General features: G+C 65.3%; 25 protein-coding genes. 8 read left to right on the top strand and 17 right to left on the bottom strand.

The features are described 5' to 3' along the window. Positions 1-34: 34 nt before the first annotated feature. From QM701_RS10525 to QM701_RS10455, 15 genes are all read right to left on the bottom strand, one after another. Positions 35-2,926 (bottom strand): DUF927 domain-containing protein, encoded by a 2,892-nt coding sequence (locus QM701_RS10525; RefSeq protein WP_415167015.1) that lies wholly within the window; start codon positions 2,924-2,926, stop codon positions 35-37. Next, complete coding sequence (locus QM701_RS10520) at positions 2,926-3,174, bottom strand: hypothetical protein (RefSeq protein WP_415167014.1); 249 nt, start codon at positions 3,172-3,174, stop codon at positions 2,926-2,928. Before QM701_RS10520 ends, QM701_RS10525 begins: the two co-directional genes overlap by 1 nt. Further along, positions 3,171-3,401 carry a hypothetical protein gene (locus tag QM701_RS10515; RefSeq protein ID WP_415167013.1) on the bottom strand — a complete coding sequence of 77 codons (231 nt, stop codon included), beginning with the start codon at positions 3,399-3,401 and terminating at the stop codon, positions 3,171-3,173. The genes QM701_RS10520 and QM701_RS10515 overlap by 4 nt, the downstream gene beginning before the upstream one ends. Beyond that, complete coding sequence (locus QM701_RS10510; protein ID WP_415167012.1) at positions 3,398-3,679, bottom strand: DUF3077 domain-containing protein; 282 nt, start codon at positions 3,677-3,679, stop codon at positions 3,398-3,400. Before QM701_RS10510 ends, QM701_RS10515 begins: the two co-directional genes overlap by 4 nt. Positions 3,680-3,988: 309 nt before the next feature. Continuing rightward, positions 3,989-4,237 carry a hypothetical protein gene (locus QM701_RS10505; protein WP_415167011.1) on the bottom strand — a complete coding sequence of 83 codons (249 nt, stop codon included), beginning with the start codon at positions 4,235-4,237 and terminating at the stop codon, positions 3,989-3,991. Then, entirely contained in the window at positions 4,234-4,470 is a 237-nt protein-coding gene (locus QM701_RS10500; RefSeq protein ID WP_415167010.1) for a helix-turn-helix transcriptional regulator, read from the bottom strand. Before QM701_RS10500 ends, QM701_RS10505 begins: the two co-directional genes overlap by 4 nt. A 28-nt stretch (positions 4,471-4,498) precedes the next feature. Next, on the bottom strand, positions 4,499-6,757 hold the full coding sequence (locus QM701_RS10495) for a phage tail tape measure protein (RefSeq protein ID WP_415167009.1): 2,259 nt from the start codon (positions 6,755-6,757) through the stop codon (positions 4,499-4,501). Further along, positions 6,757-7,107: a hypothetical protein gene (locus QM701_RS10490; RefSeq protein WP_415167008.1), complete on the bottom strand. Its 351-nt coding sequence runs from the start codon at positions 7,105-7,107 to the stop codon at positions 6,757-6,759. Before QM701_RS10490 ends, QM701_RS10495 begins: the two co-directional genes overlap by 1 nt. Then, positions 7,107-7,544 carry a hypothetical protein gene (locus tag QM701_RS10485; protein WP_415167007.1) on the bottom strand — a complete coding sequence of 146 codons (438 nt, stop codon included), beginning with the start codon at positions 7,542-7,544 and terminating at the stop codon, positions 7,107-7,109. The genes QM701_RS10490 and QM701_RS10485 overlap by 1 nt, the downstream gene beginning before the upstream one ends. A gap of 16 nt (positions 7,545-7,560) precedes the next feature. Beyond that, positions 7,561-8,310: a hypothetical protein gene (locus QM701_RS10480; RefSeq protein WP_415167006.1), complete on the bottom strand. Its 750-nt coding sequence runs from the start codon at positions 8,308-8,310 to the stop codon at positions 7,561-7,563. A gap of 187 nt (positions 8,311-8,497) precedes the next feature. Then, the gene (locus tag QM701_RS10475; protein ID WP_415167005.1) at positions 8,498-9,166 is read right to left on the bottom strand and encodes a hypothetical protein; all 669 of its coding nucleotides are present in this window, start codon (positions 9,164-9,166) and stop codon (positions 8,498-8,500) included. Between the two features lie 128 nt (positions 9,167-9,294). Beyond that, the gene (locus QM701_RS10470; RefSeq protein WP_415167004.1) at positions 9,295-9,621 is read right to left on the bottom strand and encodes a helix-turn-helix domain-containing protein; all 327 of its coding nucleotides are present in this window, start codon (positions 9,619-9,621) and stop codon (positions 9,295-9,297) included. Next, positions 9,618-9,944, bottom strand: coding sequence for a type II toxin-antitoxin system RelE/ParE family toxin (locus tag QM701_RS10465; RefSeq protein WP_415167003.1), 327 nt, complete (start codon positions 9,942-9,944; stop codon positions 9,618-9,620). The genes QM701_RS10470 and QM701_RS10465 overlap by 4 nt, the downstream gene beginning before the upstream one ends. 348 nt (positions 9,945-10,292) lie before the next feature. Continuing rightward, positions 10,293-11,591 carry a tyrosine-type recombinase/integrase gene (locus QM701_RS10460; RefSeq protein WP_415169383.1) on the bottom strand — a complete coding sequence of 433 codons (1,299 nt, stop codon included), beginning with the start codon at positions 11,589-11,591 and terminating at the stop codon, positions 10,293-10,295. 167 nt (positions 11,592-11,758) lie between these two features. Beyond that, positions 11,759-12,625 carry a YicC/YloC family endoribonuclease gene (locus QM701_RS10455; RefSeq protein WP_415167002.1) on the bottom strand — a complete coding sequence of 289 codons (867 nt, stop codon included), beginning with the start codon at positions 12,623-12,625 and terminating at the stop codon, positions 11,759-11,761. 99 nt (positions 12,626-12,724) lie between these two features. Between QM701_RS10455 and QM701_RS10450 the strand changes: the two genes are divergently transcribed. From QM701_RS10450 to hemW, 5 genes are all read left to right on the top strand, one after another. Continuing rightward, a complete protein-coding gene (locus QM701_RS10450; RefSeq protein WP_415169382.1) occupies positions 12,725-13,693 on the top strand; it encodes a serine/threonine protein kinase in 969 nt (322 codons plus the stop codon). Continuing rightward, positions 13,690-14,610 (top strand): PP2C family protein-serine/threonine phosphatase, encoded by a 921-nt coding sequence (locus QM701_RS10445; RefSeq protein ID WP_415167001.1) that lies wholly within the window; start codon positions 13,690-13,692, stop codon positions 14,608-14,610. Before QM701_RS10450 ends, QM701_RS10445 begins: the two co-directional genes overlap by 4 nt. Before the next feature lie 7 nt (positions 14,611-14,617). Further along, positions 14,618-15,334 carry a ribonuclease PH gene (gene rph / locus QM701_RS10440; protein WP_415167000.1) on the top strand — a complete coding sequence of 239 codons (717 nt, stop codon included), beginning with the start codon at positions 14,618-14,620 and terminating at the stop codon, positions 15,332-15,334. Between the two features lie 67 nt (positions 15,335-15,401). After that, on the top strand, positions 15,402-15,992 hold the full coding sequence (rdgB, locus tag QM701_RS10435; protein ID WP_415166999.1) for an RdgB/HAM1 family non-canonical purine NTP pyrophosphatase: 591 nt from the start codon (positions 15,402-15,404) through the stop codon (positions 15,990-15,992). Beyond that, positions 15,989-17,221 carry a radical SAM family heme chaperone HemW gene (hemW, locus tag QM701_RS10430; protein ID WP_415166998.1) on the top strand — a complete coding sequence of 411 codons (1,233 nt, stop codon included), beginning with the start codon at positions 15,989-15,991 and terminating at the stop codon, positions 17,219-17,221. Before rdgB ends, hemW begins: the two co-directional genes overlap by 4 nt. A gap of 1 nt (position 17,222) precedes the next feature. Here hemW and QM701_RS10425 read toward each other — a convergent pair whose 3' ends face one another. Together QM701_RS10425 and QM701_RS10420 are read right to left on the bottom strand one after the other, a co-directional pair. Continuing rightward, positions 17,223-18,032 carry a PEP-CTERM sorting domain-containing protein gene (locus QM701_RS10425; RefSeq protein WP_415166997.1) on the bottom strand — a complete coding sequence of 270 codons (810 nt, stop codon included), beginning with the start codon at positions 18,030-18,032 and terminating at the stop codon, positions 17,223-17,225. A 69-nt stretch (positions 18,033-18,101) separates the two neighbouring features. Next, a complete protein-coding gene (locus tag QM701_RS10420; RefSeq protein ID WP_415166996.1) occupies positions 18,102-18,875 on the bottom strand; it encodes a helix-turn-helix domain-containing protein in 774 nt (257 codons plus the stop codon). Positions 18,876-18,995: 120 nt separating this feature from the next. Here QM701_RS10420 and QM701_RS10415 point away from each other — a divergent pair, with 120 nt between their 5' ends. From QM701_RS10415 to QM701_RS10405, 3 genes are read left to right on the top strand one after another with little or no spacing between them, the layout of a single operon-like run. Next, the gene (locus QM701_RS10415) at positions 18,996-19,802 is read left to right on the top strand and encodes a hypothetical protein (RefSeq protein WP_415166995.1); all 807 of its coding nucleotides are present in this window, start codon (positions 18,996-18,998) and stop codon (positions 19,800-19,802) included. 11 nt (positions 19,803-19,813) lie between these two features. Further along, complete coding sequence (gene aas / locus QM701_RS10410; protein ID WP_415166994.1) at positions 19,814-21,961, top strand: bifunctional acyl-ACP--phospholipid O-acyltransferase/long-chain-fatty-acid--ACP ligase; 2,148 nt, start codon at positions 19,814-19,816, stop codon at positions 21,959-21,961. Between the two features lie 6 nt (positions 21,962-21,967). Beyond that, entirely contained in the window at positions 21,968-23,830 is a 1,863-nt protein-coding gene (locus QM701_RS10405; protein WP_415166993.1) for an MFS transporter, read from the top strand. The last annotated feature ends 36 nt before the right edge of the window (positions 23,831-23,866 follow it).

Here is a 23,866-nt window from a genome sequence, read left to right as displayed (position 1 = left end):
AATGTGGGCGAGCGGCCCGATCAGGTTATCCCAGTCAAGCATCCTCGGTCTCGAACAGGGCCGGCAGGACATGCACCACGCGCGGCCGTCCCTCGCCGGGAATACCCTGTTTCACCTGCCAGGGCGCCCGCCCGGCTTCCGTCCCCGCTTCGACGAAACCACGTGCGAGCAGCAGCCGGCCCACCATCCCCGGATCGAAGCCGGTACAGACGCGTGCACGGAAGGCTTCAACGCTGATGAAGAAGTGCACTTCATCCTTGGCTTCATCGTGCCGGCGCCAGCCCGCCCGGTCGGAACGCACCGGCGCATGCGTGTCGGTCATGCTGGGCCGGTCCCAATCGGTGAATGCCGACTCCCCATAGCGGCGCAGGAATTCCCGCACACGGGCCAGCATGGCGCGTTCCTCCTGATTACCTTCGCCGCCGCGGTTGGCCAGCCAGGCGGCAAAGCAGACGCCGGCCGCCTTCATGGCTTCGCCGGGCTGCCAGCCGGTGATCTCCCAGCACGTGGCCAACTCGCCGGCCGCGCCGACCAGGGCGAAGCGGTTCGCCACCCGGCGCGCCTGACCGCTTGCATCCTGGCTCAGATAGTGGCGATCGAAAGCCTTCTGCGCCTCCTGCAGTGCGTTCATGATCGCGCCGGCATCTTCTCCTACGAGGCGCCTCAAGAAGGCCGGCCAAGCGCTGCCGTAGTGTCTGCGCGTCGCCTGATCGAGCGCTTTGGCGAAGTCGGCACCGTTCCCGCTGTCGTGCAGCGCCTCGAACAGCCCGAGACCGGCGCCGGCATCGGCGGGAATCTCGGCCAGGCGCAACTCCTGCCCGGCCCGCGCCTGCTTGCCGGCCTCGGCCATGTGCGTGGCCAGGCCGATCTCGCCGGCGGACAGGAACAGCAGGCGCCAGTCGGCGCGCGCCCGCATGCCGCCGTTTCTGCCCGCCCGCGTCTTGCCCGAACCGTTGGCCAGCATGTAGGCCACTTCGCCGGCCGCCTTCGGATCGAGCTGGGCCAGCTCGTCGAGCAGCAAGGGCGCATCGCAATGCTGCATGGCCAGGGCTTCCAGGCCGTTGTCCGTCGAGCGCCAGCGCTGCATGTATTCCGGCCCGCCGCACACACTGGCAGCCACGCGCAGCGCCGTAGTCTTGCCGTCGCTCGAATTGCTGCGCAGGTGAAAGCCGCCCGACTCGGCGCCGGCCAGGTGCAGGAGCGGCGAGGCGAACGCCATCGAGACGGCGAATGCCAGCCGGGAATTGCCGGCACAGCGCCGCCCGACCTCGGCTTTCCAACCGTCGAGCGTGCCTTTCTGCTTGAAGGTGTTGCCGGCCGGGGAATCGCTCTCGAAGATCCATTCCTGCCCGCCCTGGCCGAAGGCGCCATCCGGCAGGACAAAGGCCCGGCCTTCGTCGGCCTCGTGCCAGCCGGTCCGGTTGGTCACGCGGGCGCGGTTGTGCGGGCTGGCCGTCTGCAGGTATTCGAGCAGCAGCGGCCGGCCCTTGGGGGCGATGGACAGGCCGCGATCGAGCAGCAGGGCCGTGGCTTCCAGCCCCTCGCCGTTGAACGAGCGGGCCGGGATGATTTCCTTGTGCGGCCGGTTGTCCGGGTCCTCGAAGCCGACGAGCAGCCCCCAGCCGCAATTGTGCGGATCGCGCACGCGGGCCAGGATGTCGAGCGGGGCACATATCCAGCGCGGTGCGCAGGCCTCGCCCTCGCGATTCACGTCGATAAACCACACGCCGCGATGATCGAGACGGAAACCGCGCTTTGCCGTGGCCGGCACCGCCGCTGCCGTGCCTTCATCATTTTGGTTCTGCCCGTTCGGTGAATCCGGGGATGCGTCGCCGATGTCGGTGACGAATTCACCGGACTGGATCAGCACGTCGAGGTGCGCCGCCGTCCAGCCGCGGGCGACCAGATCGGCCGCGTCGTCGCCCTCGGCCAGCGGCTCGCCGGCCGTCAGCGTAGCCACGCCCGCGGACGCGCCTGCGGCCTTTGCCAGGGCGTCGAGCTGCACGGACGATACGCTGTCCGCCCCGGCCTCGGATAAGCGCCTGGCGGCCTTCACCATGGCCTTCCTGCCGGGTTCGTCGGCGTCCGGCCACAGCCACACCGTGCGGCCGGCCAGCGGCGACCAATCGGCCTTCTCGACAGCCTGCGCGCCGCCCGCCCAGGTCATAGCCACGGCGTCCGGCAGCAGCAGCGCCGCCGCATCGCGGGCTTTCTCGCCCTCGGTGACGATGACCACCGCATCCGGCCATGCTGCCAGGCGATCCAGCCCCAGCAGCGGGCGCGGCTCGGTCGGCGCCTTCCACTTCCAGACCAGCCGGCCGGATTTCATGCGCCACAGGGAAAGCGGGGCGAACTGCTTACGCTCGCCCGCCGGTTCGTAGCGATCATGGTAGAAACACACCGCGCCGGCGGCGTCGACATACGCCCAGCGGGCAGCCGGCGGACCGTGCCGCGGGTGCGCCGGCGGGGCGGGCGGCGCATCGGCCGGCACCGGCATTACGCACTCGCCATCGTCGGTACGTGCCGGGGCCTTTTCTGGCGCGCCGGTGGCCTTGGGCGGGGCGGGCGAAGCCTTAGTGTTGGCCGCCCCGCCCGCGCTGCTTCTGGCGCGTTTCTGGCGGTCTGGCATGTCGATGCCCAACCGCTTGCCCAGGCGCTCGGCGGCCTCGTTGTTCGAGCAATCCCAGATGTAGGCGGCCAGGCTGACCAGATCGCCGCCCTTGTCGCCCGTGGCGCCCTCCATCCAGGCACCCTTGTCGCGGTTGATCGAAAGCGAGCCGGGCGCGTAGTCCTCGCGTTTGGGATTGAGCGGCAGGTATTCCCGCCCGGCGTTCTTGCCGCCGGACAGGCCCAGCCAGTCCATGACGGTATCGAAACGCGCCAGGGCGGCGGATGCGACTGCCTTGAACTGGCTGGCGTTCGGCATTACTCGCTCACCTCGTCGGACGCATCTTCCTTGCCCCGCCCGTGGATGACGTGCTGGCCGTGAAATGCCAGGGCGTTGACTACTGCCACCCAATGCGACGTCAACTGTACGTTTCCAGCATCTTCGTCAACGTGTGGCGCAATAAAACGAAGCGTGTCGAATATAAATTCGGCATGCTCCAGGCGCCTACGCAGCTTGTCTATTTCGCCCTTCAGCTCGGCGGCATTTTGTGTGGTCTTGGCGTTCATCGTTGCACCTCACTGACTAAACTGAGCTCACGATAGTAGTTTTCAGAGAGCTTGATGATGCTCCACAGCAGATCGTGATTAACCGTTCCTCCACGCGAATTCAGGCAACGCGATGCAAGGCTGGCTATCGTGTTGAAACCCGTGGCATAGTCGGACGGATCGAAGTCCAGGTCCTCGGGGAATGAGAACGTGGCCAGCTTGCGGGGCTCTATATGGGATGAGCTCATGCTGCACCCTCTTTCTCGGCAGCAGGAGTGTCTTCAACCATCCCGCTGATCACAGAATCCAAAGCCGCCTTCGCCATCGTTACCAGGCGGTGCGCCGCGTGATTTATTTCTTCATCATTCTCCATCACCCGCATGGCGTCGTCGAGGAAACACGACGCCATCGACAGCGCATCCTCGCTGGAGATACCTGGATTAACCGAGAACAATGGGGTTTGAGCGGAATTGCAGGAGAGAAACGGAAAAGACGTGGTAACGCCTTGGGGGGAACTAGCAGCCATGATGGCCTCCTTACGTTTCGAGATTGAGAACCACCCGAAAGGGGGTGGGGGTGCTCTCAACGCACGTAAGCGCGTCCGGGTCCTTACGGATACCCGACACCCCCAATGACCGGGCCGGACGTGCGAACGCACGACGGGCGGAATGCGGGGCGCAAAAAAACCGGCTTTGCAGCGAATATGCCGGAGTACTGCTTACGTTTTTGAGAGAACCCGCAGTATCAGGCTGGTGGGGCGGGCGGGTCAAGTGGGTATCACACCACTCCTTGACAGAGGCCATCCCGCGCCAGCAAGCCGACCCCGCCAGCATGGCTATCCCCGCGGATGCAAAGTGTCGGCCATTGCTTCGAGCGCGTCGGCCACCCTGCCCAACTCGGATGCGATTTCCAGTTGCATTTCTGCCTGCAGCATCATCCCAAGCAGTTCGCCGTGATCGCGGGCAATCTGCGCTTTAAAACTGGCCTGTGATTCTTCCGACAGGGCATAGATATCGCAGTCGTAAACGTAGGAGGCGATATCCGCCAGTGCAGTCCGCAGGCCACATTCATCTTGCCTGCTCATGCCGCCACCGCCTTTCCGGCTACGGGATGCCGATTGATACGCTCGTTGATCCAGGCGTCGACATCCGCTTGCGGAACAGCCGAGGCGCGATCCGTCACCTTGATGATGCGCAGGCCGTCGCGCTTGGCAATACGGTAGAACTGGCTGATGCTGACACCCATGCGACGCGCGGCCGCCGGGATCTTCTCCAGCGATACTCCCCCGGCAGAGGTGGAATCAGGAGTCTGAGACATTGTTTGTTCCTTTCAGGGAGAGGGGGAATCAGCGGCGTCCGCCCCGTTTGAGGGCTTCACGCTTAAGCAGGGTGGTGAGTTCCCTGGCAACGTCCTGTTTTGCCTGGACCGGAAACTTCTGGCCATCAAGAACCAAAGTAATCGGGGTTGGCGACGAACTGACGCTCTTCGCACTTGGCACTGCAGGTATCTGCAAGTTGCGTATCACGCTTTGGGCGGGGAACCCGACCGGGCCGCCGGAGGCGAAGCGCGGCAGGCGCAAGCGGTTGATGGCATCCATCAAGCTCATCCCGTAATGGGAGACGGCCGCCGCCCGCATGACGTATTCGCCGTTCGACAGGCGCGCAAGAATGCTGTCACTCAGGCTCGTCCCCGGGCCTTGAATCAGCCCTCCGCGGGCGTGGCCGGTCGGGACGGTCTCCTGCTGAGTACCGGCGGCGACCGCGGGCACCGCTCCGTTGGTCACCACGTTGACCGTTACCGTTTTCGAGTCAGGCAGTTTGTCCAGTTCCGCCTCAAGGTCGGCGATCGTGGCCTTGGCCTGGGCGATCTCCACCGTGACTTCAATCGCGCGCGCCTGTTGCTGCAGGTCGGCGAGCTGCTGCCTCACATCGGCGAATTGCTGCGTCAGATCAGCGGCCCGCTTGTCGGCCTCATCCGCTTCATTCAGTTTGAGTTTGGCCTGCGCCTCCAGTGCACGGGCTTTCGACTCCCCGGCGTTCTCCAAGTAATCGGCCGCTTTTTTGTCATCAGTGATCTGATTGGCCAGCTTCGTGGCCCGTTCGGCATCCCTGAGGGCTTGGTCGGCATACTTGGCCGCGTTCTCGGCGCGGCCGTGCAGTGCGGCAAACAGGGCATTGCTGGCATTGAAGCGGGCATCTTCGGACGCTTTCAACGCGTCGGCTTCGGCCTTCGCGCTCTTCTCTTCCTCGGGCAAGCCGGCGTTGCGCCGCGCATTCGCCTGGTCCTGACTGTCCTGCCGGACATCCGCCGCGTCCTGCTTCAGCTTGTTGGCCGCGGTGCGCGCCTTTTCCGCCTCGTCTGTTGCCTTTTTCCAAGCCGTCAATACCGCATCCACCAACTTTTGCTGCTCCGCGATGCGACGCTCTACGCTTGCCTTCTCGTTAGCCTCGATCTTGCCGCCTTCACCCGTCGCGATGTAGGTCATCAACTTTGCCAGCGCCGTTTTCTTGTTGACGAGCTTCTGTTCGATATCGGCCCGCCTGCCGGCGCTGCTTGCCTCTTCGGCTTCGCGGCGAGACGCCAGCTCCTTGGCCTTGGTGCCGAAAGCATCGATCACTTTCTGTAGACGGCCAATCTCATCGTCAACCCCCTTGTTGCGGGGGACGCCGAACGATGCCATCCGTTGTTGTATCGCCTGCAGTTCGTTCATTTTTTGCGTGAGTTCTGCAACACGCTCGGCAGGGTCGCTGGAGCCGGTAAAGGATGCCAGGAAGGAATCCCACCACCCGAGACCGGCGGAGCGATTTTCCAACAGCTTGGTGCTGAAATTCGCCATGGCCGGAACCACGCCGTTGCCGATTTCCCTTCTAAGCCCTTCCGCGGCGGCGCTGATTCGCCGCATGTTCTCTTCGTATTCCCTCGCCGCCTTGAGCTGCTCCGGGGTGATCACCAGGCCGAGCCGAGCGGCCTCATCCGCCCATCGCTTGATCGCGTCGGCGCCTTGGTTCAGGACCGGGATCATCTTTATGCCGGCCTCTTCCATGAGCTTGGTGGCGAGCGCCGCCTTCTCCGCGCCGTCCGGCATGCGCTTGAACGCGTCGGCGACATCCATCAACACGGCTTCGACAGGACGCAGCCTGCCGGCGGCATCGGCGTATTCGACGCCAAGGGCTTTGAATACAGCCTTGGCCTCCTCGCTGCCGCTCGCCGCCTCGCGCATCTTGACGCTCAGACCTTTCAGTCCCTGCCCCAGCGTCCCTACGTTGACATTCGCGATGTTCGCGGCGTATGCCAGGCGCGACAACTGCTCAGCGCCGATGCCGTATTGTTCGGCCATCTTCCCGGCCTGTTCCGTGGCCTCGGCTGTCTGGTTGGCAAACTTCAGCACCGCGGCGCCCGCCGTTGCGGCAACCCCGGCCACGCCAGCAAAGCCTTTCAGCCCAAGCATCGCCAGCCCGCCGCCGTTCGATCTCAGCGACACCGCCGCGAGGGAACGCACTGCCGCCACGTCCTGGCTGAATTTGTTCAGGAGTCCTTTCGATTCGCTCAGAGTCTCCTTCAAGGGCCGGTTATTGGCGCCGATCTCAACCTGTAGCTTTTGCATCATGCCTCCGCGTCAGGGATGGTCGGAAAGCCCGTGCTCAGCGCCTCACTAAGCATCTGCATGGTTTCGGAGACCAGGGCGCGCATGCGGAAGAAACATGGATTGATCTCACGGCCGGCGGCGGCAAGAGCTTCCAGTTCCCGATAGACCAGCGAATCGAACTCCTTCGTCTCGCAGCGGTAGATTCGTGCCAAGTCGCCCAAACTGATGTCCGGCAGGGCGAGTTCGTCAACGACGTCGCACGGACCGCCGGGAATGCATAGTCCGGCGTACCATGTATGCATGTCGGCGACGCTCAGTTCGTGAGCCGTAAAAGTGCGGGTATCGCAAGTGACAGTTCGGGTTTGCATCAGCTTCTCCTTTGAGAAATATCGCCTGTGGCGGATTTGATCGCCGTGAGGTAGGTTTTCCAGGGGTATTGCCAGACACCGCTATGGCCGTGCGCCACGAGAGCGCAGCAGACACGATCGATTTCATCGCTTCGGCATGTCTCACCGCGGGGCACGTCGGCCCTGAAAAAGTCGGGGTTGAGTGACCGGGCGGCGGAAACCAGCGGTTCCAGCTCGGACGGCGTATAGGCCTCCAACTGGAGGATCGAGGCATTCGACATGCGTGCCAGGTCGGCGAGGCTGAAGCCGTCGAACGGCATAGCGTGGAATGCTTCGGCAGGTTCTCCGGCCTCAATCTCCATGACCCAGGCGCGCACCTCGGCAACCGACAACTCGCGGACCGTGACGACGCGGCCAGGCAGATAGACCACTCGAACCGCGGCAAGGCTTGTGAGCATGATTCCTCCTTTGCGGCTATCGCGCCGTGGCGAAGGCATCGACCAACGCCGTTTCGAAAATCCGATCCCAGTTCCGCTTTACCGACGCGGCCGCGATCTGGTCGATGTCGACACGCCGCCGATAGGAGGGACGATTGATCACCATGAGCAAGGGTCGCAGGCCTGTACTCCCGCCCATATCGATCCACGCTCCGCGTGGCAGATGGGCATCGCGAACTCCGCCGCGAGACCAGAAAATCCGCCCGGCCTTCGCGATATTTCGCTGGCTGCGCTTGCTTTTCGATGTCCAGACGTGAGGATCGATTCCCAGGCGCAATTGGGAAATGATCTGCTGCACCTGGCCGCGGCTCATGTTGCCGAACTGATCGAACCGCGCGCCGGTGCCGGGGGCAACAAATTCGCCAGAGCCCAGCAGGCCGGCTTTGATCAGGTAGTTCTCAAGATTCTTGCGAATTCGCCCACCGCCGCGGAACTGATGCCCCAGGATCTCAGCCGGGGATGCTGCCGCCTTGGCGGGCAGCATGTCCTTGATGCCGACAACGGCCGTTAGGTTGTCGCGCGTGGCGCTTTTGACGAAAGTCGATCGCAGCGTATAGGGCGTGGGGCGATCAAACGCCCGTTTCATCTCTGTTGTCAGATCGGACTGCACGGCCTTCGCCGTCAGCGTCAGAGATTTGGCCACAGCGAACCGCACCTGCTTATCGGTGCGTTCAAGGGACTTGATGATGGCGTCCAGGCCGGTGAGTTTGAATGTGGGGGTGATCATATGCCCGCCCCCATGACAGTCCTATGACCTGGCGTGCAACGCCCTCGGCGTGGTGAGCTAAAAATTGTTTCGTAAGACATCGCTGGCAACTCCCGGATGTGTCATTTGGGTGTTGCCATTCAAAACCACGCCTCGGATATTTAGCCGGGTAGGTGTGCAGACGTATGCACGCGTACCCGGTAATCCGTTACTTTTTTTCTGTCACCTGCCAACGCCTGATGAATGTACTCTTCGCTATCGGTTTACAGTCCTTGCCGTCGTACTTGTATTGAATATTTTTCTCCGTAACCTTGATGACCTCGAAGCCGTCGAACTGTTTGTCAACCTCCAGCCAGCTCCATGCTGTATTCCATTTTTGTTTCTTTGACTCTTTGCGCACTGCTTTGACAAATGCGGCAGCCGAACACGGGGAGGGTTTGCGGTTACGCGGCTTTTTTGCCCTCTGTTTTTGAAAGCGAGAAAGGATTTCCGCTTCTGTAGCTCCTTGAGCAAGGAGGATGAGCATGGCGATCTCGGCAATGTTCAGGCCGCCGACATCTTCGACTATTTCCCTGACCTTCAGAAGGTAGTCGTCGATCGATTCGGCGCCACTTTTCGAAAGTTTCATGAGTCGTTCAACTGGGAGGCCAGTAAACGCCTCTGGTAAAGGCCCGCGAGTCGCCGCGGTTACTTTTCTGTAGAAGGCTAGAAACTCTTCCAGCGACCCACCAATGGTACTTGCTGTTCCTCGATATCGTGAGAGCAATGCCAACAAGCATGCTGGTACACGCTCTTTCGGCAATACATCCACTGCAGCTACATACAAGTCAGGTGGAATCTGTGCAAACAAATGCGCCGCCACTTCAAGCGTCATCAAGTCCGTGGGCTCCCATAACGAAAAATCAACCATACTGGACCCTGCGAAACTCGTTACCTGTCGCCACCTACCCGCCATGTGCGTGCGGCAGCGCCGCCCGCGTCACTTTCGGCAAACCGGCCACCGGATCACGCGGACAAGGCATGGTCGGCACCAATTTTCCGCCCCCCGGCTGGCCGGCGCTGCTTGAGGGTCACCTGCGGGGATAGGCCCGCCGTCGCTGCCATGTCGATCAGGGCATCCGTGGAGAATAGACTGATCCGCCCCCGCATCAGGTCGGACACGCGGGGCTGAGTCACACCCAGCAAGCCGGCCGCGGCGGATTGGGTCAGCCCTTCCCGCTTGATCCACGCTTGCAGACCACGCATCAACTCCGCCCGCGCCTTCATGCTGGCGGCCTCCTGGGGGGTGTCCTCCAGGGCATCCCATACGCTTGCAAATCGGTTATCGCTCATCGCCGTTGCTCCATCAATTCCTTGTATCGCTTGCGGGCCAGGGTGATATCCCGCTCGCTCGTCTGCTCGGTTTTCTTCCGGAAGCAATGCAGGATATAGACGGCATCCGCCAGCTTGGCCACGTAGATCACGCGAAAGGTACCGGACTCATCCCAAACACGGATTTCCCGCCCCCCGGCGCCAATGGCTTTCATCGGCTTCCAGTCGTCCGGCTCCTGCCCGTGCTGCACCTTGTCTATCTGGTAACCCGCTTCCCGCCGCGCACCTATCGGAAAGGCCCGCAGTGCGTCCAGCGCATCCCCGCAGAATTCAACCGGCTTCATGCCTTCGAGTATATCGGATTTTGTATAGTTCCCACATGCCCAGCATCGGTAAAATCTCCGCTATGGGTGGCGGCAGGCGGGACCGGTTTTGCGCCAAAAATCACGCTTTCACTTGCCCGCCCGCGCTCGAATGGGCCATCCATGCTCATTGTCAGAACGTCGCAGGACGGCGCATCGGGGCCAAAGTGTCCCAGTGTGTCCCATCAAAAAGGGCCAGTGTCCCACCCCTGTTGGGACAGCTCAAACCAAGTAATGGCAACGGATACAGACGATTTTTCACCCAGTGTCCCAGTTGTCCCAGTAAAAAAACAGGGAAGAGGTAAACAAGGAGGAAAACGGGCGGGCGAATCATGCTTTTCTTGCCTGCTTCATCGGCACCACATTCCAGGCGCTACCGCGTTCCAGATTCTCAAGAAAGGATGCCCACAGATTGAGCGCGATTCGTCGTTGCTCGAAGTAGTCATGGCGGTTGTAGATGCCCTCGACACCCTTGATCTTGTGGTTGAGGCAACGCTCGGCGATGTGTGGCTCGACGCCCAGGGCGGCCAAGTGTGTGCGCGCCGTGCGGCGGAAGTCATGGATGGTGAAGTTCGGCACGCCATCGGCCGCCAGTACCGGCTTGATGTGCTTGCCCAGGGCGGCGTTCAGCGTGTTCAGGTCGACGTGCGGAATCATCCGGTTCTGCATCTTGCGGGCCGGGAAGACATAGGCGCTGCCCGCCGCCAGGCGCTTCAATTCCCGCAGGGTATCGACGGCCAGGGCGGGTAGGGGGATGTCGATCGGCGTGCCGGTCTTGGTGCGTTCCTCCGGCAGATGCCAGACGGCGTTATCCAGGTCGAACTCGGGCCAGGTGGCGGCGATCAGTTCTTCCTTGCGCACCGCCAGCATGAGCAGCAGGCGGACGGCGTAATGGTTCTCGATGGTGAAGGTCCCGGCCTTGTCACGGATGGCCGCGAACAGCTTGCCGATCTCTTCGGCCGTCAGCCAGCGATCGCGGGATTCTTCCCTGCCGCCAGCATCCCCCAGGTCGAAGGCGGACGCCGGATTGGTTTCGAGCACTTGGCGCTTGATGCCGTAGTCGAGGATGCGCTTGGTCCAGCGCAGCACGTCATTGGCCACGGTGCGGGCGCCCCGCTTGAGCACGGTCTGCAGCATGGCATCCACATCGCGAGGCTTCACGCTGTCGGCCCGCATCTTGCCCATGGCGGGCTTGATGTCGTTCTCGATCCTCGACCGGACGATGTTGGGATGCTTCCAGCGCCCCAGGATATTGCGCTCGAAATACTCGTCGGCGAGCTGGGCGACCGTGAGGGCATTCCTGGCTTCCTCGATCCTGGCCAGGGCCTCGCGCTTCTTCTCTTGCTTCTCGCCGGCCACGTCATGGCCCAGGGAAACCCGTGCCGACAGCTCCTTGGCGATCCTCCGGGCCTCGGCCAAGGATACCTTGGCATAGGTCCCCAGGTTCATGACCCGCTGTTTGCCGTCGAAGCGGTAGCGATAGCGCCAGCTCGGAACGTTGTCGTTCTCCCGGAAGCGCAGGTACAGGCCCTCACCATCCGCCCGCCCCTCGAAACGCTCGTCGGCCTTGATCCAGGCCCGTATCTGAATGTCGGTCAGTCTGCCCATCGCCTCACCCGGAATCCGCATCTGCACTGTGTACCCACAAAACTACCTGTAAACCCCATGGGTACACGCTTGGGTACACACAAATAATGCGCTTTCCTGATTCGTTCTGCAACGTCCAGATAAGCTAAAAGCCGCATGGTTAGCGGCTTTTACTTTTTTGATGCGATATCCTGATACGTCCTGAGACACTATTCAAGGTTCTGGATCTGCTCCCGCATCTGCTCGATCAACAGCTTGAGGTCCATCGCCGTCTGCGAAATCTCGGCGACCACGGATTTGGAGCCCAGCGTGTTGGCTTCGCGGTTGAGTTCCTGCATCAGGAAATCGAGGCGTTTGCCGCAGGCGCCGCCGGCCTTGAGCACCCGTTCGACCTCGTCCAGGTGCGTGGACAGGCGCGCCAGCTCCTCGGCCACGTCGATGCGCACCGCGAACACCGCGACTTCCTGGCGGATGCGTTCGTCGTCGGCCGAACCCAGCGCCTCGGCCAGGCGCTGCTTGAGTTTTTCCTGGAACGCGGCCTGCGCCGTCGGAATGCGCGGCTCGACGTCGCGCACCCGTTCGCGCATGCGCTCGACGCGGTCGAGGATCATCGCGGCCAGTTTGCCGCCTTCGCGCGCCCGGCTGGCGGTGAAGTCGTCGAGGGCTTCCTTGGCCAGCGCCAGCGCGGCGGCGACGAGCTTTTCGCTGTCCAGCGACTCGTCGCCGAACATGCCCGGCCAGCGCAGCACGTCGCTGACGGTCAGCGGTGCGGCGTCGGGCAGCTGGCTGCGCACCTGCGCCTCCAGGGTCCGCAGCCGCTGCAGCAGGTCGGCGTTGAGCGCGGTCTGCTGGGCGCGCGCGGCCGCCGCTGAAAAGCCCAGGCGGCATTCGAGCTTGCCGCGTGCCAGGCGCGCGCCGAACAGTTCGCGCAGCGCGGGTTCGGTGACGCGCAGTTCCTCGCAGACGCGGAACTGGAAGTCCAGGTAGCGGGAATTGACGCTTTTCAGTTCGATGCTCAGCGCACCGCATTCGAGGTCGAGCGTTCTGGCGGCATAGCCGGTCATGCTGTAGATCATGGGGGGTCCGAGAGGGTTGTGTGCGAAACGCCGGTCGGCTTTACAGCCCACCGGCAAAGCCCGAAAATGGCCGGAATTCACATGATAGCTTCGATACTGATGGTGCAACAAGCCAACCACGCGCTCCCTTCCGGTTACCAGCTCGACGAATACCGCATAGAGCATCAGCTTTCCCTCGGTGGATTCTCGATCGTTTACCTGGCGACCAACCGGGAAGGACAGTTCGTGGCGATCAAGGAGTATCTGCCGAACAGCCTGGCCCTGCGCGCCGAGGGCGAGATCAAGCCGGTCATCGCCGAGGAGCACATGCCCGCGTTCCGCTACGGCATGAAGTGCTTTTTCGAGGAAGGGCGGGCGCTGGCCAAGCTGTCGCACCCGAACGTGATCCGCGTGCTGAATTTCTTTCGCGCCAACAACACCGTGTACATGGTGATGGAATATGAGCACGGCCGCACGCTGCAGGAATTCATCCAGAAGAACCGCGCGGTGATCACCGAGAATTTCATGCGCAACGTGTTCACCAAGCTGCTCAACGGCCTGCGCGAGGTGCATTCGCACAAGCTGCTGCATCTCGATCTGAAGCCGTCGAACATCTACATGCGCAACGACTATACGCCGGTGCTGATCGACTTCGGCGCGGCGCGGCAGACGCTCGCCACCGATACGCCGATGCTCAAGCCGATGTACACGCCGGGGTTCGCCTCGCCGGAGCATTACCATCAGCGCGAACTGCTCGGTCCGTGGAGCGACATCTACAGCGTCGGCGCCTCGATGTACGCCTGCCTGTCGGCTGCCGCGCCGCAGGCGGCCGACAGCCGGGAGGAGAAGGACCGCCTGGTGCCGGCCATGGTGCGCTGGGAAAGCCAGTATTCGGACCAGCTGCTGGAAACCATCGACTGGTGCCTGTGCCTCAACCATCTCTATCGCCCGCAAAGCGCCTTCGCCCTGCAAAAGGCGCTGACGGAACCGGTCGATCAGCCCAAGGTGGCGTTGGCGGCCGCTACCGGCAAGAAGACCTGGCTCGATCACGTGGTCGGCAAGTTCAAGGGAAAGGCTGAACCGAAGTGAAATTCACCATCTACCAGGAAAGCCGGCCCGGCAAGCGGCCGAACAACGAGGACCGGCTGGCCCACTGCTACTCGCGCGACGCGCTGCTGATGGTGGTCGCGGACGGTATGGGCGGGCACTACTACGGCGAGGTCGCCGCGCAGATCGCCGTGCAGTGCGTGACGGAAGCGTTCCAGCGCGAAGCCAATCCCAATATCCACGATCCGTTCTCCTTCATCAACCGGACGATGCTCAACGCGCATTGCGCCATTCTCGACTTCGCCGACACCCACAAGCTGCAGGATTCGCCGCGCACCACCTGCGTCGCCTGCCTGATCCAGGACAGCATCGCCTACTGGGCGCACGCCGGCGATTCGCGCCTGTACGTGATCCGCGGCGGCCGGGTGCTGACGCGCACGCGCGATCATTCGCGGGTGCAGCTGCTGATCGACCAGGGCATGATCAGCCCGGCGCAGGCCCCGTTCCATCCGGACCGCAACAAGGTGTACAGCTGCCTCGGCGGCCGGCAGGACCCGGACATCGAGCTGTCGCGCAAGACCCCGCTCGAAGCGGGCGACGTCGTGGCCCTATGCACCGACGGCCTGTGGGGGCTTTACCCGGACGACCTGCTGGCCGCCGCGCTGAAGAACGAAAACCTGATGAAGTCCGTGCCGGAGCTCATGGAGCAGGCCGACGGGCGCGGCGGGCAGAACGCCGACAACCTGTCCATCGTCGCCGTCCGCTGGGAAGACAATTACGTCGAACCGGGATCGGGCAATTCCTCCACCATCCACACCCAGACCATGCCGCTCGGCGCGATCACCACCCGCCTCGACGAATTCGGCCGCAACCCGAAGTACAGGACCGAACTGACCGACGACGAAATCGAGCGCGCCATCCAGGAAATCCGTTCCACCATCCAGAAGTATTCGAAATAGGAAATTCATGCGACCCAGTCAACGTCAGCCCGCGCAACTGCGCGAGGTGCGCATCGTCCGCCGCTTCACCTGCCACGCCGAAGGCTCCGTGCTCATCGAAATGGGCAACACCAAGGTTTTGTGCACCGCCAGCGTCGAAGAATCCGTGCCGTCCTTCCTGCGCGGCCAGGGGCGCGGCTGGGTCACCGCCGAATACGGCATGCTGCCGCGCTCGACGCATACGCGCACCGCGCGCGAGGCGGCCAAGGGCAAGCAGTCCGGGCGCACCCTGGAAATCCAGCGCCTGATCGGCCGCTCGCTGCGCGCCGTGACCGACCTCGCCGCGCTCGGCGAGCGCCAGATCACGCTCGACTGCGACGTGCTGCAGGCCGACGGCGGCACACGCTGCGCCTCGATCACCGGCGCCTGGCTGGCGCTGCACGACGCCTGCGCGGAACTGGTCGCCCAGGGCAAGCTCGCGGCCAGCCCGCTACGCGACCACGTCGCCGCCGTCTCGGTCGGCATCTTCGACGGCCAGCAGGTGCTCGACCTCGACTACCCCGAGGATTCGGCGTGCGACACCGACATGAACGTGGTGATGACCGGCGCCGGCGGCATCGTCGAAATCCAGGGCACCGCCGAGGGCGCGCCCTTCACGCGCGCGCAGATGGACTGGCTGGTCGACCTGGCCGAGGCCGGCATCCGGCAGCTCGTCGCCTTCCAGAAGGCCGCCCTCGCGGGGTGAGCCTCTCTCTTTCGATCGAACGCGGCGCAAACGCATTTGCGCCGCGCCCGTTGCACAGGAATCCGCCATGAAACTCGTCGTCGCCTCGAACAATCCCGGCAAGCTGCGCGAATTCGGCGCGCTGCTCGCGCCGCTCGGCTGGGAGACGATTCCCCAGCAGGAACTCGGCGTCTCCGAGTGCGAGGAACCGCACGGCACCTTCGTCGAGAACGCGCTGGCCAAGGCGCGGCACGCCGCGGCGGCGACCGGCCTGGCGGCGCTGGCCGACGATTCCGGGCTGTGCGTGCACGCGCTCGGCGGCGCGCCGGGCGTTTACTCGGCCCGCTACGCCGGCGAGCCGAAGTCGGATGAGCGCAACAATCAAAAGCTGGTTGCCGACCTCGCCGGGCAGGCCGACCGGCGCGCGCATTACGTCTGCGTGCTGGTCTTCGTGCGCCACGCCGGCGATCCGCAGCCGGTCATCGCCGAAGGCGAATGGCACGGCGAGATCGTCAACGTGCCGCGCGGGGCGGGCGGCTTCGGCTACGACCCCTACTTCTTCCTGCCGGACGCCGGCATGACCGTGGCGGAACTCGACGCCGCCGAGAAGAACCGCCGGTCGCATCGCGGCCAGGCGCTGGCGCTGCTGGTGGACCGGCTGCAAACCCGCCGCGCATGACCCAGCGCAAAGCCGCGCGCATCATCCCGATCCGGCCGGCGGCCGCGGCTCCGTCGGCGCACCCCGGCGCGCTGGAATTCCGCACCCCGCTGCCGTTGTCGCTCTACGTGCACATTCCCTGGTGCGTGCAGAAGTGCCCGTACTGCGACTTCAATTCGCATGCGCTGCGCGACGGTCTGCCGGAAGCCGAGTACGTCGCCGCGCTGATCGCCGACCTGGAATCGGCGCTGCCGCTCGTCTGGGGCCGCCGGATCGTCAGCGTCTTCCTCGGCGGCGGCACGCCGAGCCTGCTTTCTGCCGAGGCGCTCGACACGCTGCTCACCGCCGTCCGCACCCGCCTGCAGCTGGTGCACGGCGCGGAGATCACGCTGGAGGCCAACCCCGGCACCGTCGAGGCCGACAAGTTCGCCGCCTTCCGCGCGGCCGGCGTCAACCGCCTGTCGCTCGGCATCCAGAGCTTCGATCCGGCGCAGCTCAAGGCGCTCGGCCGCATCCACGACGCCGCTCAGGCACGGCGCGCCGCGGCGCTCGCCGCGCATCACTTCGACAACTTCAACCTCGACCTGATGTACGGCCTGCCGGGACAGACCGTCGAGCAGGCGCTCGCCGACGTGGAGCAGGCGCTCGCTTTCGCGCCGACGCACCTGTCCTGCTACCAGCTCACCGTCGAGCCGAACACGGCGTTCGCCGTCTCGCCGCCCGCGCTGCCCGATCCCGACCGCTGCGCCGACATGCAGGACGCCATCGAAGCCCGGCTGGCCGAGGCCGGGTTCGTCCATTACGAAACCTCGGCGTTCGCCCGGCCGGAACGTCAATGCCGGCACAACCTCAATTACTGGACCTTCGGCGACTATATCGGCATCGGCGCCGGCGCGCACGGCAAACTGACGCTGCACGACGGCAAGGCGTGGGAAGTACGCCGGCAGATGCGCTGGAAGCAGCCGAAGCAGTACCTTTCTGGAGTGGCCGCAGGCCAGCCGCTGCAGGACGAGTTTTCGGTGGGCGCGGCCGACCAGCCCTTCGAGTTCATGATGAACGCACTGCGCCTCAACGAGGGCTTCGATGCCGCGCTGTTCGAGGCGCGCACGGCGCAGCCGCTGATCGCCGTCGAGACGATCCTGCGCCGCGCGGAAGACGAGGGATTGCTCGTGCGCGAGGCCGGACGCATCGCGCCGACCCCGCGTGGGCGGCGTTTCCTCAACCGCCTGCTGGAGATGTTCCTGGACTAGTTCAGCGCGGCGAGCGGCGGCGTAGGCCGCCGCCGAGCAGGCCGATCATGCCGACGCCCGCCAGCGCCAGCGAGCCGGGCTCCGGCACGTACTGGCCCGGATCGACCAGGATGTTGTCGTTGGCGCAGTTCTGGGTCCAGTGGATGTCGAACGCGCCGCCGTCCCAGCCGGCCTTGCGCAGCACGTCGAGATCGAGGCTGACTTCATAGAAGTAGTGCGTGTCGTTTTTCTGGCTGCCGTAGCCCGTGGCGCCGGTGGTGGTGTAGCTGTAGGTGGCCAGGCCGAGCAGCGATCCGCCGAGCAGCGACGTGGGGTGCGTCTTGTCCACGCTGGCGGCGTTGTGCGTCTCGTTGCCCGCGGCATCCCAGAGGCCGTAGGCCCAGATGGGCGAACCGTAGATTCCGCCGAGCACGCCGCCGGTGAAGTTGTTGACCACGTTGATCCCCAGTTCGTACGTGCCGTCCTTGCCGAAATCGATGGCGAAGTCGCCGGCGGCATAGACGTTGCCGTTGGGATTGTTGACGGTCAGGGGATTGTGGCCGGTCGCCAGCGCGATGAACAGCTTGCCGTCCCGGAACGTGGCGTACATCGCCTCGGCGTCGTAGGCCTGCCCGCCGTAGCCGGGATTCAGGTAGTAGGCGCCGCTGCCCGTGCTGTCCTCGATGGTGGAGTGCACGCCGGCCAGCGACGACACCCAGGTGGTCTTGTTGATCTGCCAGTCGGCCAGATTGCCATCGACGACGATCCCGGCGAAGGCGGAACCCGATACGGTCGCGGCAATGGCGAACGCGGAAAACGGAACGGTTCTCATGGCGGTCCCTTCAGGAAAAGACACGATGACGGCGGTAGTCTAGTGCGCCGTCGCGAACCGCACTGTGAATTAGTGCACACTTTTTCCGGAATCGGCGCGCGTTCCGGCCGGCTGCCGCCGCAGCCGGGTGAACGCCTCGATCTCCCAGGCGCGCATGGCCAGCAGCAGGCCCGTGCCCGTGCGCCTGGCGAGCGGTGACGCCAGGCTTTCCGCGTGCAGTTCGGAGAATTTCTGGCGCAGCTTGCGGATTTCTGCCTGCATCTTCGCTGTCGCGGGGCCGGTCAGCATGGCGTGGGAAAACGCCAGCACCTCGCCGTCGTGCGCGAAGGCGCCGGTCAGGAAATCCGCCAGCCCCTGCTCCCGGAAAAACGCGCGGATCGGGCCGCGCGGCAGCCAGTCGAAATCGCGCGCCACGTTGAGCCGGACACGGTTGCCCGGCAGCAGGGTAATCAGGCGCAGCCGGTCGAGCCGGGCGAGCTTCTGGATGCATTCGGCCTCGGTCAGCCGGTAGGTGCCGACGATGTCGCCGATCTCCCACTGGTTGAGCACGCACACGGCGACTAGGAGCAGCCCGGTGTCGGAGACGACTTCCTTTTCCTGCGCCTCGGTCAGCGTATGCAGGCGGTTTTCCGTGATCGCCGCGTCCTGCGCCAGTTCGGCCAGCGTGTAGCCGAGCAGGTTGGCGATGTCGACGAGGCGGTCGAGGCTGAAGCGCCGCGCGGCGAACTGGCGCTTGACGCTCGCTTCGGAGAGCCCGAGCGCCTTGGCCAGATCGCGATAGGTCATTCCCTGGCTCTTCAGGCGCCGCTTGAGCGTGTGCACCAGCTGGTCGATCTCGTTCATGGAGAAAGTATCGTATTAAGCTACTTTTTTGGATGATACACGGCACGATTCTCGTATTGGTATATTTTCCGTCCAACGTCCTGCAAGCTGCGCGCACTGTTTTTTTCCAGGAGAACGCGCATGAGAGCTTTCCGCTGCCACCTTCCCGCCGCCGTCGCCGCCGCCATGGCGCTTGCCGCCCTGTGGCACGGCCCGATCGTCCAGCCCGCCGATTACCATGATTTCGCCGACCGCACGCTACGCCTGGGCATTCCGCATTTCGCGGACGTCGCCTCCAACCTCGGCTTCGCGCTGATCGCCCTGTGGGGCTGGCGCGGGCTGGCGGGCTCGGCGCTCTGGGCGGAGCGGGCCGGCTACCGGCTGTTCGTGGTCGCCCTGTTCCTGACCGCGTTCGGTTCGGCGTGGTATCACTGGGCGCCGACCGACGCCCGCCTGGTCTGGGACCGCCTGCCGATCGCGCTGGCCTGCGCCGGACTGCTGGCCGGCGTGTGGGGCGACACGCGCGGACGGGACGACAAATGGCCGACCCTCGGGCTGGCCGGGTGCGGCGCCGCGAGCGTGGCGTGGTGGTATTTTTCCGGGCCCGCCGGCACGGGCGATCTGCGCCCTTACCTGCTCCTGCAGGCCGCCCCGCTGGTCCTGATTCCCCTGTGGCAATGGCTGCATGACAGCCCGCGCGCGGACCGTAGTGCATTTGGCATGGCGCTGCTACTATACGTCGCCGCCAAGCTGGCCGAGCTCCACGATCACCAGCTCGGCGCCGTCCTGCACCTGCTGACCGGCCATACGGCGAAGCACCTGCTGGCGACGGCCGCCGCGGCGCTTATCGTGAATCGGTTGGTCCAACGCGCAGCGGACCCGCGTGCCGGCGCGGAGGGACGGGAAGCCGCGCGCCGCGGCGGATGCCCGGCGGCGGCCAACCATTGAAAAGGGGTGTGATGATGATCTCCAGGACCTTGTTGCGCCTCGTTTTGCGGCTCGTATTCCGCGTCGAGATGACCGGCGACACTTCGGTGTTCGTCAATGAGCGGACGCTCATCGTCGCCAACCACGAATCGTTCATCGACGGCCTGCTGATCGGCCTGATGATGCCGGTCGACGCAGTGTTCGTGGTGCATACCCAGATCGCCGACCATCCGTTCTTCTCCTTCCTGCTGCGCTTCATCCCGCATCTGGTGATCGATTCGGCCAGCCCGCTGGCGATGAAGCAGATCGTCAAGCTGGTCGAGAGCGGGCAGCCGGTGGTGATCTTCCCCGAAGGGCGGATCACCAAGACCGGCTCGCTGATGAAGATCTACGAAGGCGCCGCCTTCGTCGCCGCGCGTACCGGCGCGACCATCGTGCCGGTGCGCATCGACGGCGCGGCGCGCAGCTATTTCGGGCGGCTGGCCGGCGTCTATCCGCGCAAGCTGTTCCCCAAGGTGACGATCTCCGTGCTGCCCCGGCGCACGCTGCCGATGCCCGACCTGCCGTCGGCCAAGGAGCGCCGGCGCCGGTCCGGCGAGCTGATGCGCCGCGTCCTGCTCGACATGCTGGTGGCGACGCGCCCGCAACGCACCCTGTTCGAGGCCTTCCTCGACGGCAGGAAGACCTTCGGCGCGCAGTACAAGCTGGTCGAGGACATCCGGCTGGTCGAGGAGTCCTACGGCTCGCTGCTCAGGATGGCGCTGGCGCTGGCGCGGGTCACGCGGCGCCTGACCGCGCCGGGGGAGATCGTCGGCGTGCTGACGCCCAACGCCGCGCCGACGCTGGGCCTGGTGCTCGGCCTGTCGCTCGGCAGGCGCGTGCCGGCCATGCTCAACTACACGGCCGGCGCGGACGGCATGCGCGCGGCGTGCACCGCGGCCGGCATCCGCACGATCGTCGCCTCGCGCGGCTTCGTCAACAAGGCGCGGCTGGCGCCGGTGCTCGCGCAGCTGGATGGCATCTCGATCCTCTATCTCGAGGATTTCAAGCGGCACATCGGGCCGCTGGACAAGCTGTGGATACTCTGGCGCCTGCTTTTCCCGGCCGGCGCCGCCGTGCCGCAGGCCACCGGCGACGCGGCCGTGGTGCTGTTCACCTCGGGTTCGGAAGGCAAGCCGAAAGGCGTGGTGCATTCGCACGACTCGCTGCTCGCCAACGTCGCGCAGATCCGCGCGGTGGCCGATTTCATGCCGCGCGACAAGTTCATGGTGGCGCTGCCCCTGTTCCACTCCTTCGGGCTGACCTGCGGCGTCCTGCTGCCGCTGGTCGCCGGCTGCAAGGTGTTCCTCTACCCGAGCCCGCTGCACTACCGGATCATTCCCGAAATCGTCTACGACCGCGACTGCACGGTGCTTTTCGGTACCTCGACCTTCCTCGGCAACTACGGCAAGTACGCGCATCCCTACGACTTCGGCCGGCTGCGCTACGTGGTGGCCGGCGCCGAGAAGCTCGCGGAGGACGTGCGCGCGCAGTGGATCGAGAAGTTCGGCATCCGCATCCTCGAAGGCTACGGCGTGACCGAGTGCGCGCCGGTGATCGCGGTCAACGTGCCGATGGCCTGCCGCAGCGGCAGCGTCGGGCAGCTGCTGCCCGGCATGGAATGCGAGATCGAGCCCGTCCCGGGCATCGCGCAGGGCGGCGAGCTGCACGTGAAAGGCCCGAACGTGATGAAGGGCTACCTGCTCTTCGACCAGCCCGGCGTGCTGCGCCCGCCCGCTTCGCTGGGCGAGGGCTGGTATTCGACCGGCGACGTGGTCGAATGCGACGGCGAGGGCTACCTGCACATCCGCGGCCGGCTCAAGCGTTTCGCCAAGATCGCCGGGGAGATGATTTCGCTGGAGGTGGTGGAAAAGAACGCGGCCGCCGCCGCGCCGGGCTTCACCCACGCCGCGTCGACCCGCCCGGACGCCGCCAAGGGCGAGGCGCTGGTGCTGTTCACCACCGCGCCGGACCTGACGCGCGAGCGCCTGAGCGCCGCCGCCAGGGCCGCCGGCTCGCCCGAGCTGGCGGTGCCGCGCATCGTCCGGCGCATCGCGGAGATTCCGCTGCTGGGGTCCGGCAAGACCGACTACGTCGCGCTCAAGCGCCTGGCCGAAACCGCGCCGGCCGGCGAGGAGTAGGCAGCGATGAGCTCCCAGTTCTCCCTGCTCGCCGCGCGCCGCTTCGGCCCGTTCTTCGGGACGCAGTTTCTCGGCGCCTTCAACGACAACCTGTTCAAGAACGCGCTGATCGTCCTGCTCACCTTCCAGACCGCGCAATGGACGGCGCTGCAGCCCGAACTGCTCGCCAACCTCGCCGCCGGCATCTTCATCCTGCCCTTCTTCCTGTTCTCCGCCACGGCCGGGCAGCTGGCCGACAAGTACGACAAGGCCCGGCTGGCGCGCCTCGTCAAGCTGCTGGAAATCGCCATCATGCTGATCGCCGGCGCCGGCTTCTGGCTGCACAGCCTGGCGCTGCTGCTTTCCAGCCTGTTCCTGCTCGGCCTGCACTCGACGCTGTTCGGGCCGGTGAAATACGCCATCCTGCCGCAGCACCTGCGCGAGGACGAGCTGGTCGGCGGCAACGCGCTGATCGAGGCCGGCACTTTCGTCGCCATCCTGCTCGGCACGCTGGCCGGGGGGCTGCTGGCCGGCGGCGAGCGCGGCACGCTGTGGATCACCGGCGCCGGGCTGGCCACCGCCGCGGCCGGCTACGCGGCGAGCCGCGGCATCCCCGCCGCGCCGGCGCCCGAGCCGGGGCTGCGCATCAATCCCAACCCGATCACCGAAACCTGGCACAACATCGGCTTCGCCCGCGAGAACCGCACGGTCTTCCTGTCCATCCTCGGCATCTCGTGGTTCTGGCTGTTCGGCGCGCTGCTGCTGGCGCAATTCCCGGCCTACGCGAAGAACGTGCTGGGCGGCAGCGAGGCGAGCGTCACCCTGCTGCTCGGCGTGTTCACGCTGGGCATCGGCCTCGGGTCGCTGCTCTGCGAACGCCTGTCGGCGCGGCAGGTGGAGATCGGGCTGGTGCCTTTCGGCTCGCTCGGGCTGACCGTCTTCGGCCTCGACCTGGCCTTCGCCTCGCCCGCCGCGCCACCGTCCCAGACGCTGCCGACGCTGGCGCTGCTGGCCATGCCGTTGACGCTGCACGTGCTGGCCGACCTGTTCGCCATCGGCCTGTTCGGCGGCTTCTTCATCGTGCCGCTCTACGCGCTGATGCAGGTCCGCTCGAACGCCAGCCACCGGGCCCGGATCATCGCCGCCAACAACATCGTCAACGCGCTGTTCATGGTGATCGGCGCCGGCGCCGCGGCCGGTCTGCTGGCGAGCGGGCTGTCGATCCCCGCGCTGTTCGGCGTGGCCGCGCTGTGCAACGCCGTGGTAGCGGTCTACATCTACCGGCTGGTGCCCGAGTTCCTGATCCGCTTCGTCGTCTGGCTGCTGGTGCACTCGCTCTACCGCCTGGAGAAGCGGGGCGTGGAGTCGATCCCCGACGAAGGGCCGGCGCTGCTCGTCTGCAACCACGTGAGCTACGTCAACTCGCTGGTGATCACCGCGGCCTGCCGGCGGCCGATCCGCTTCGTCATCGGCCGGCGCTTTTTCGCCATGCCGGTGCTGTCCTTCCTGCTCCGGCAGGGGCGGGCGATCCCGGTCGACGCGGAGCCGGATGCGGCGACCCTGGCCGCGATCCATGCCGCGTTGGCCGCCGGCGAATTGGTCGCCGTCTTCCCGGAAGGCGGCGTCTCCACGGACGGCGAAATGCGGCCGTTCCAGCCGTGGCTCGACCGCGTGGTCGCCGGCGTGTCGGCGCCGGTCGTGCCGCTGGCGCTGTCCGGGCTGTGGGGCAGCCTGTTCTCCCGGCGCCACGGCACGCTCGGCGGGCGGCTGCGGCATCTGCGCTTCGCGCAGAGGATCGCCGTCGCCGCCGGCGCCCCGCTGGCGGCCGGCAGCGTCAACGCCGCCGCCCTGGCCGCCGCCGTGCGCGCGCTCAAGGGCGCGGCGCCATGACCGCCGGCCGCCGCGCCCTGCCTCGCGCTGGGGAAC

The sequence above is a fragment of the Propionivibrio sp. genome, assembly GCF_047602565.1.
Lineage (GTDB): Bacteria > Pseudomonadota > Gammaproteobacteria > Burkholderiales > Rhodocyclaceae > Propionivibrio.
This window is presented reverse-complemented; position numbering and strand designations above follow the sequence as displayed.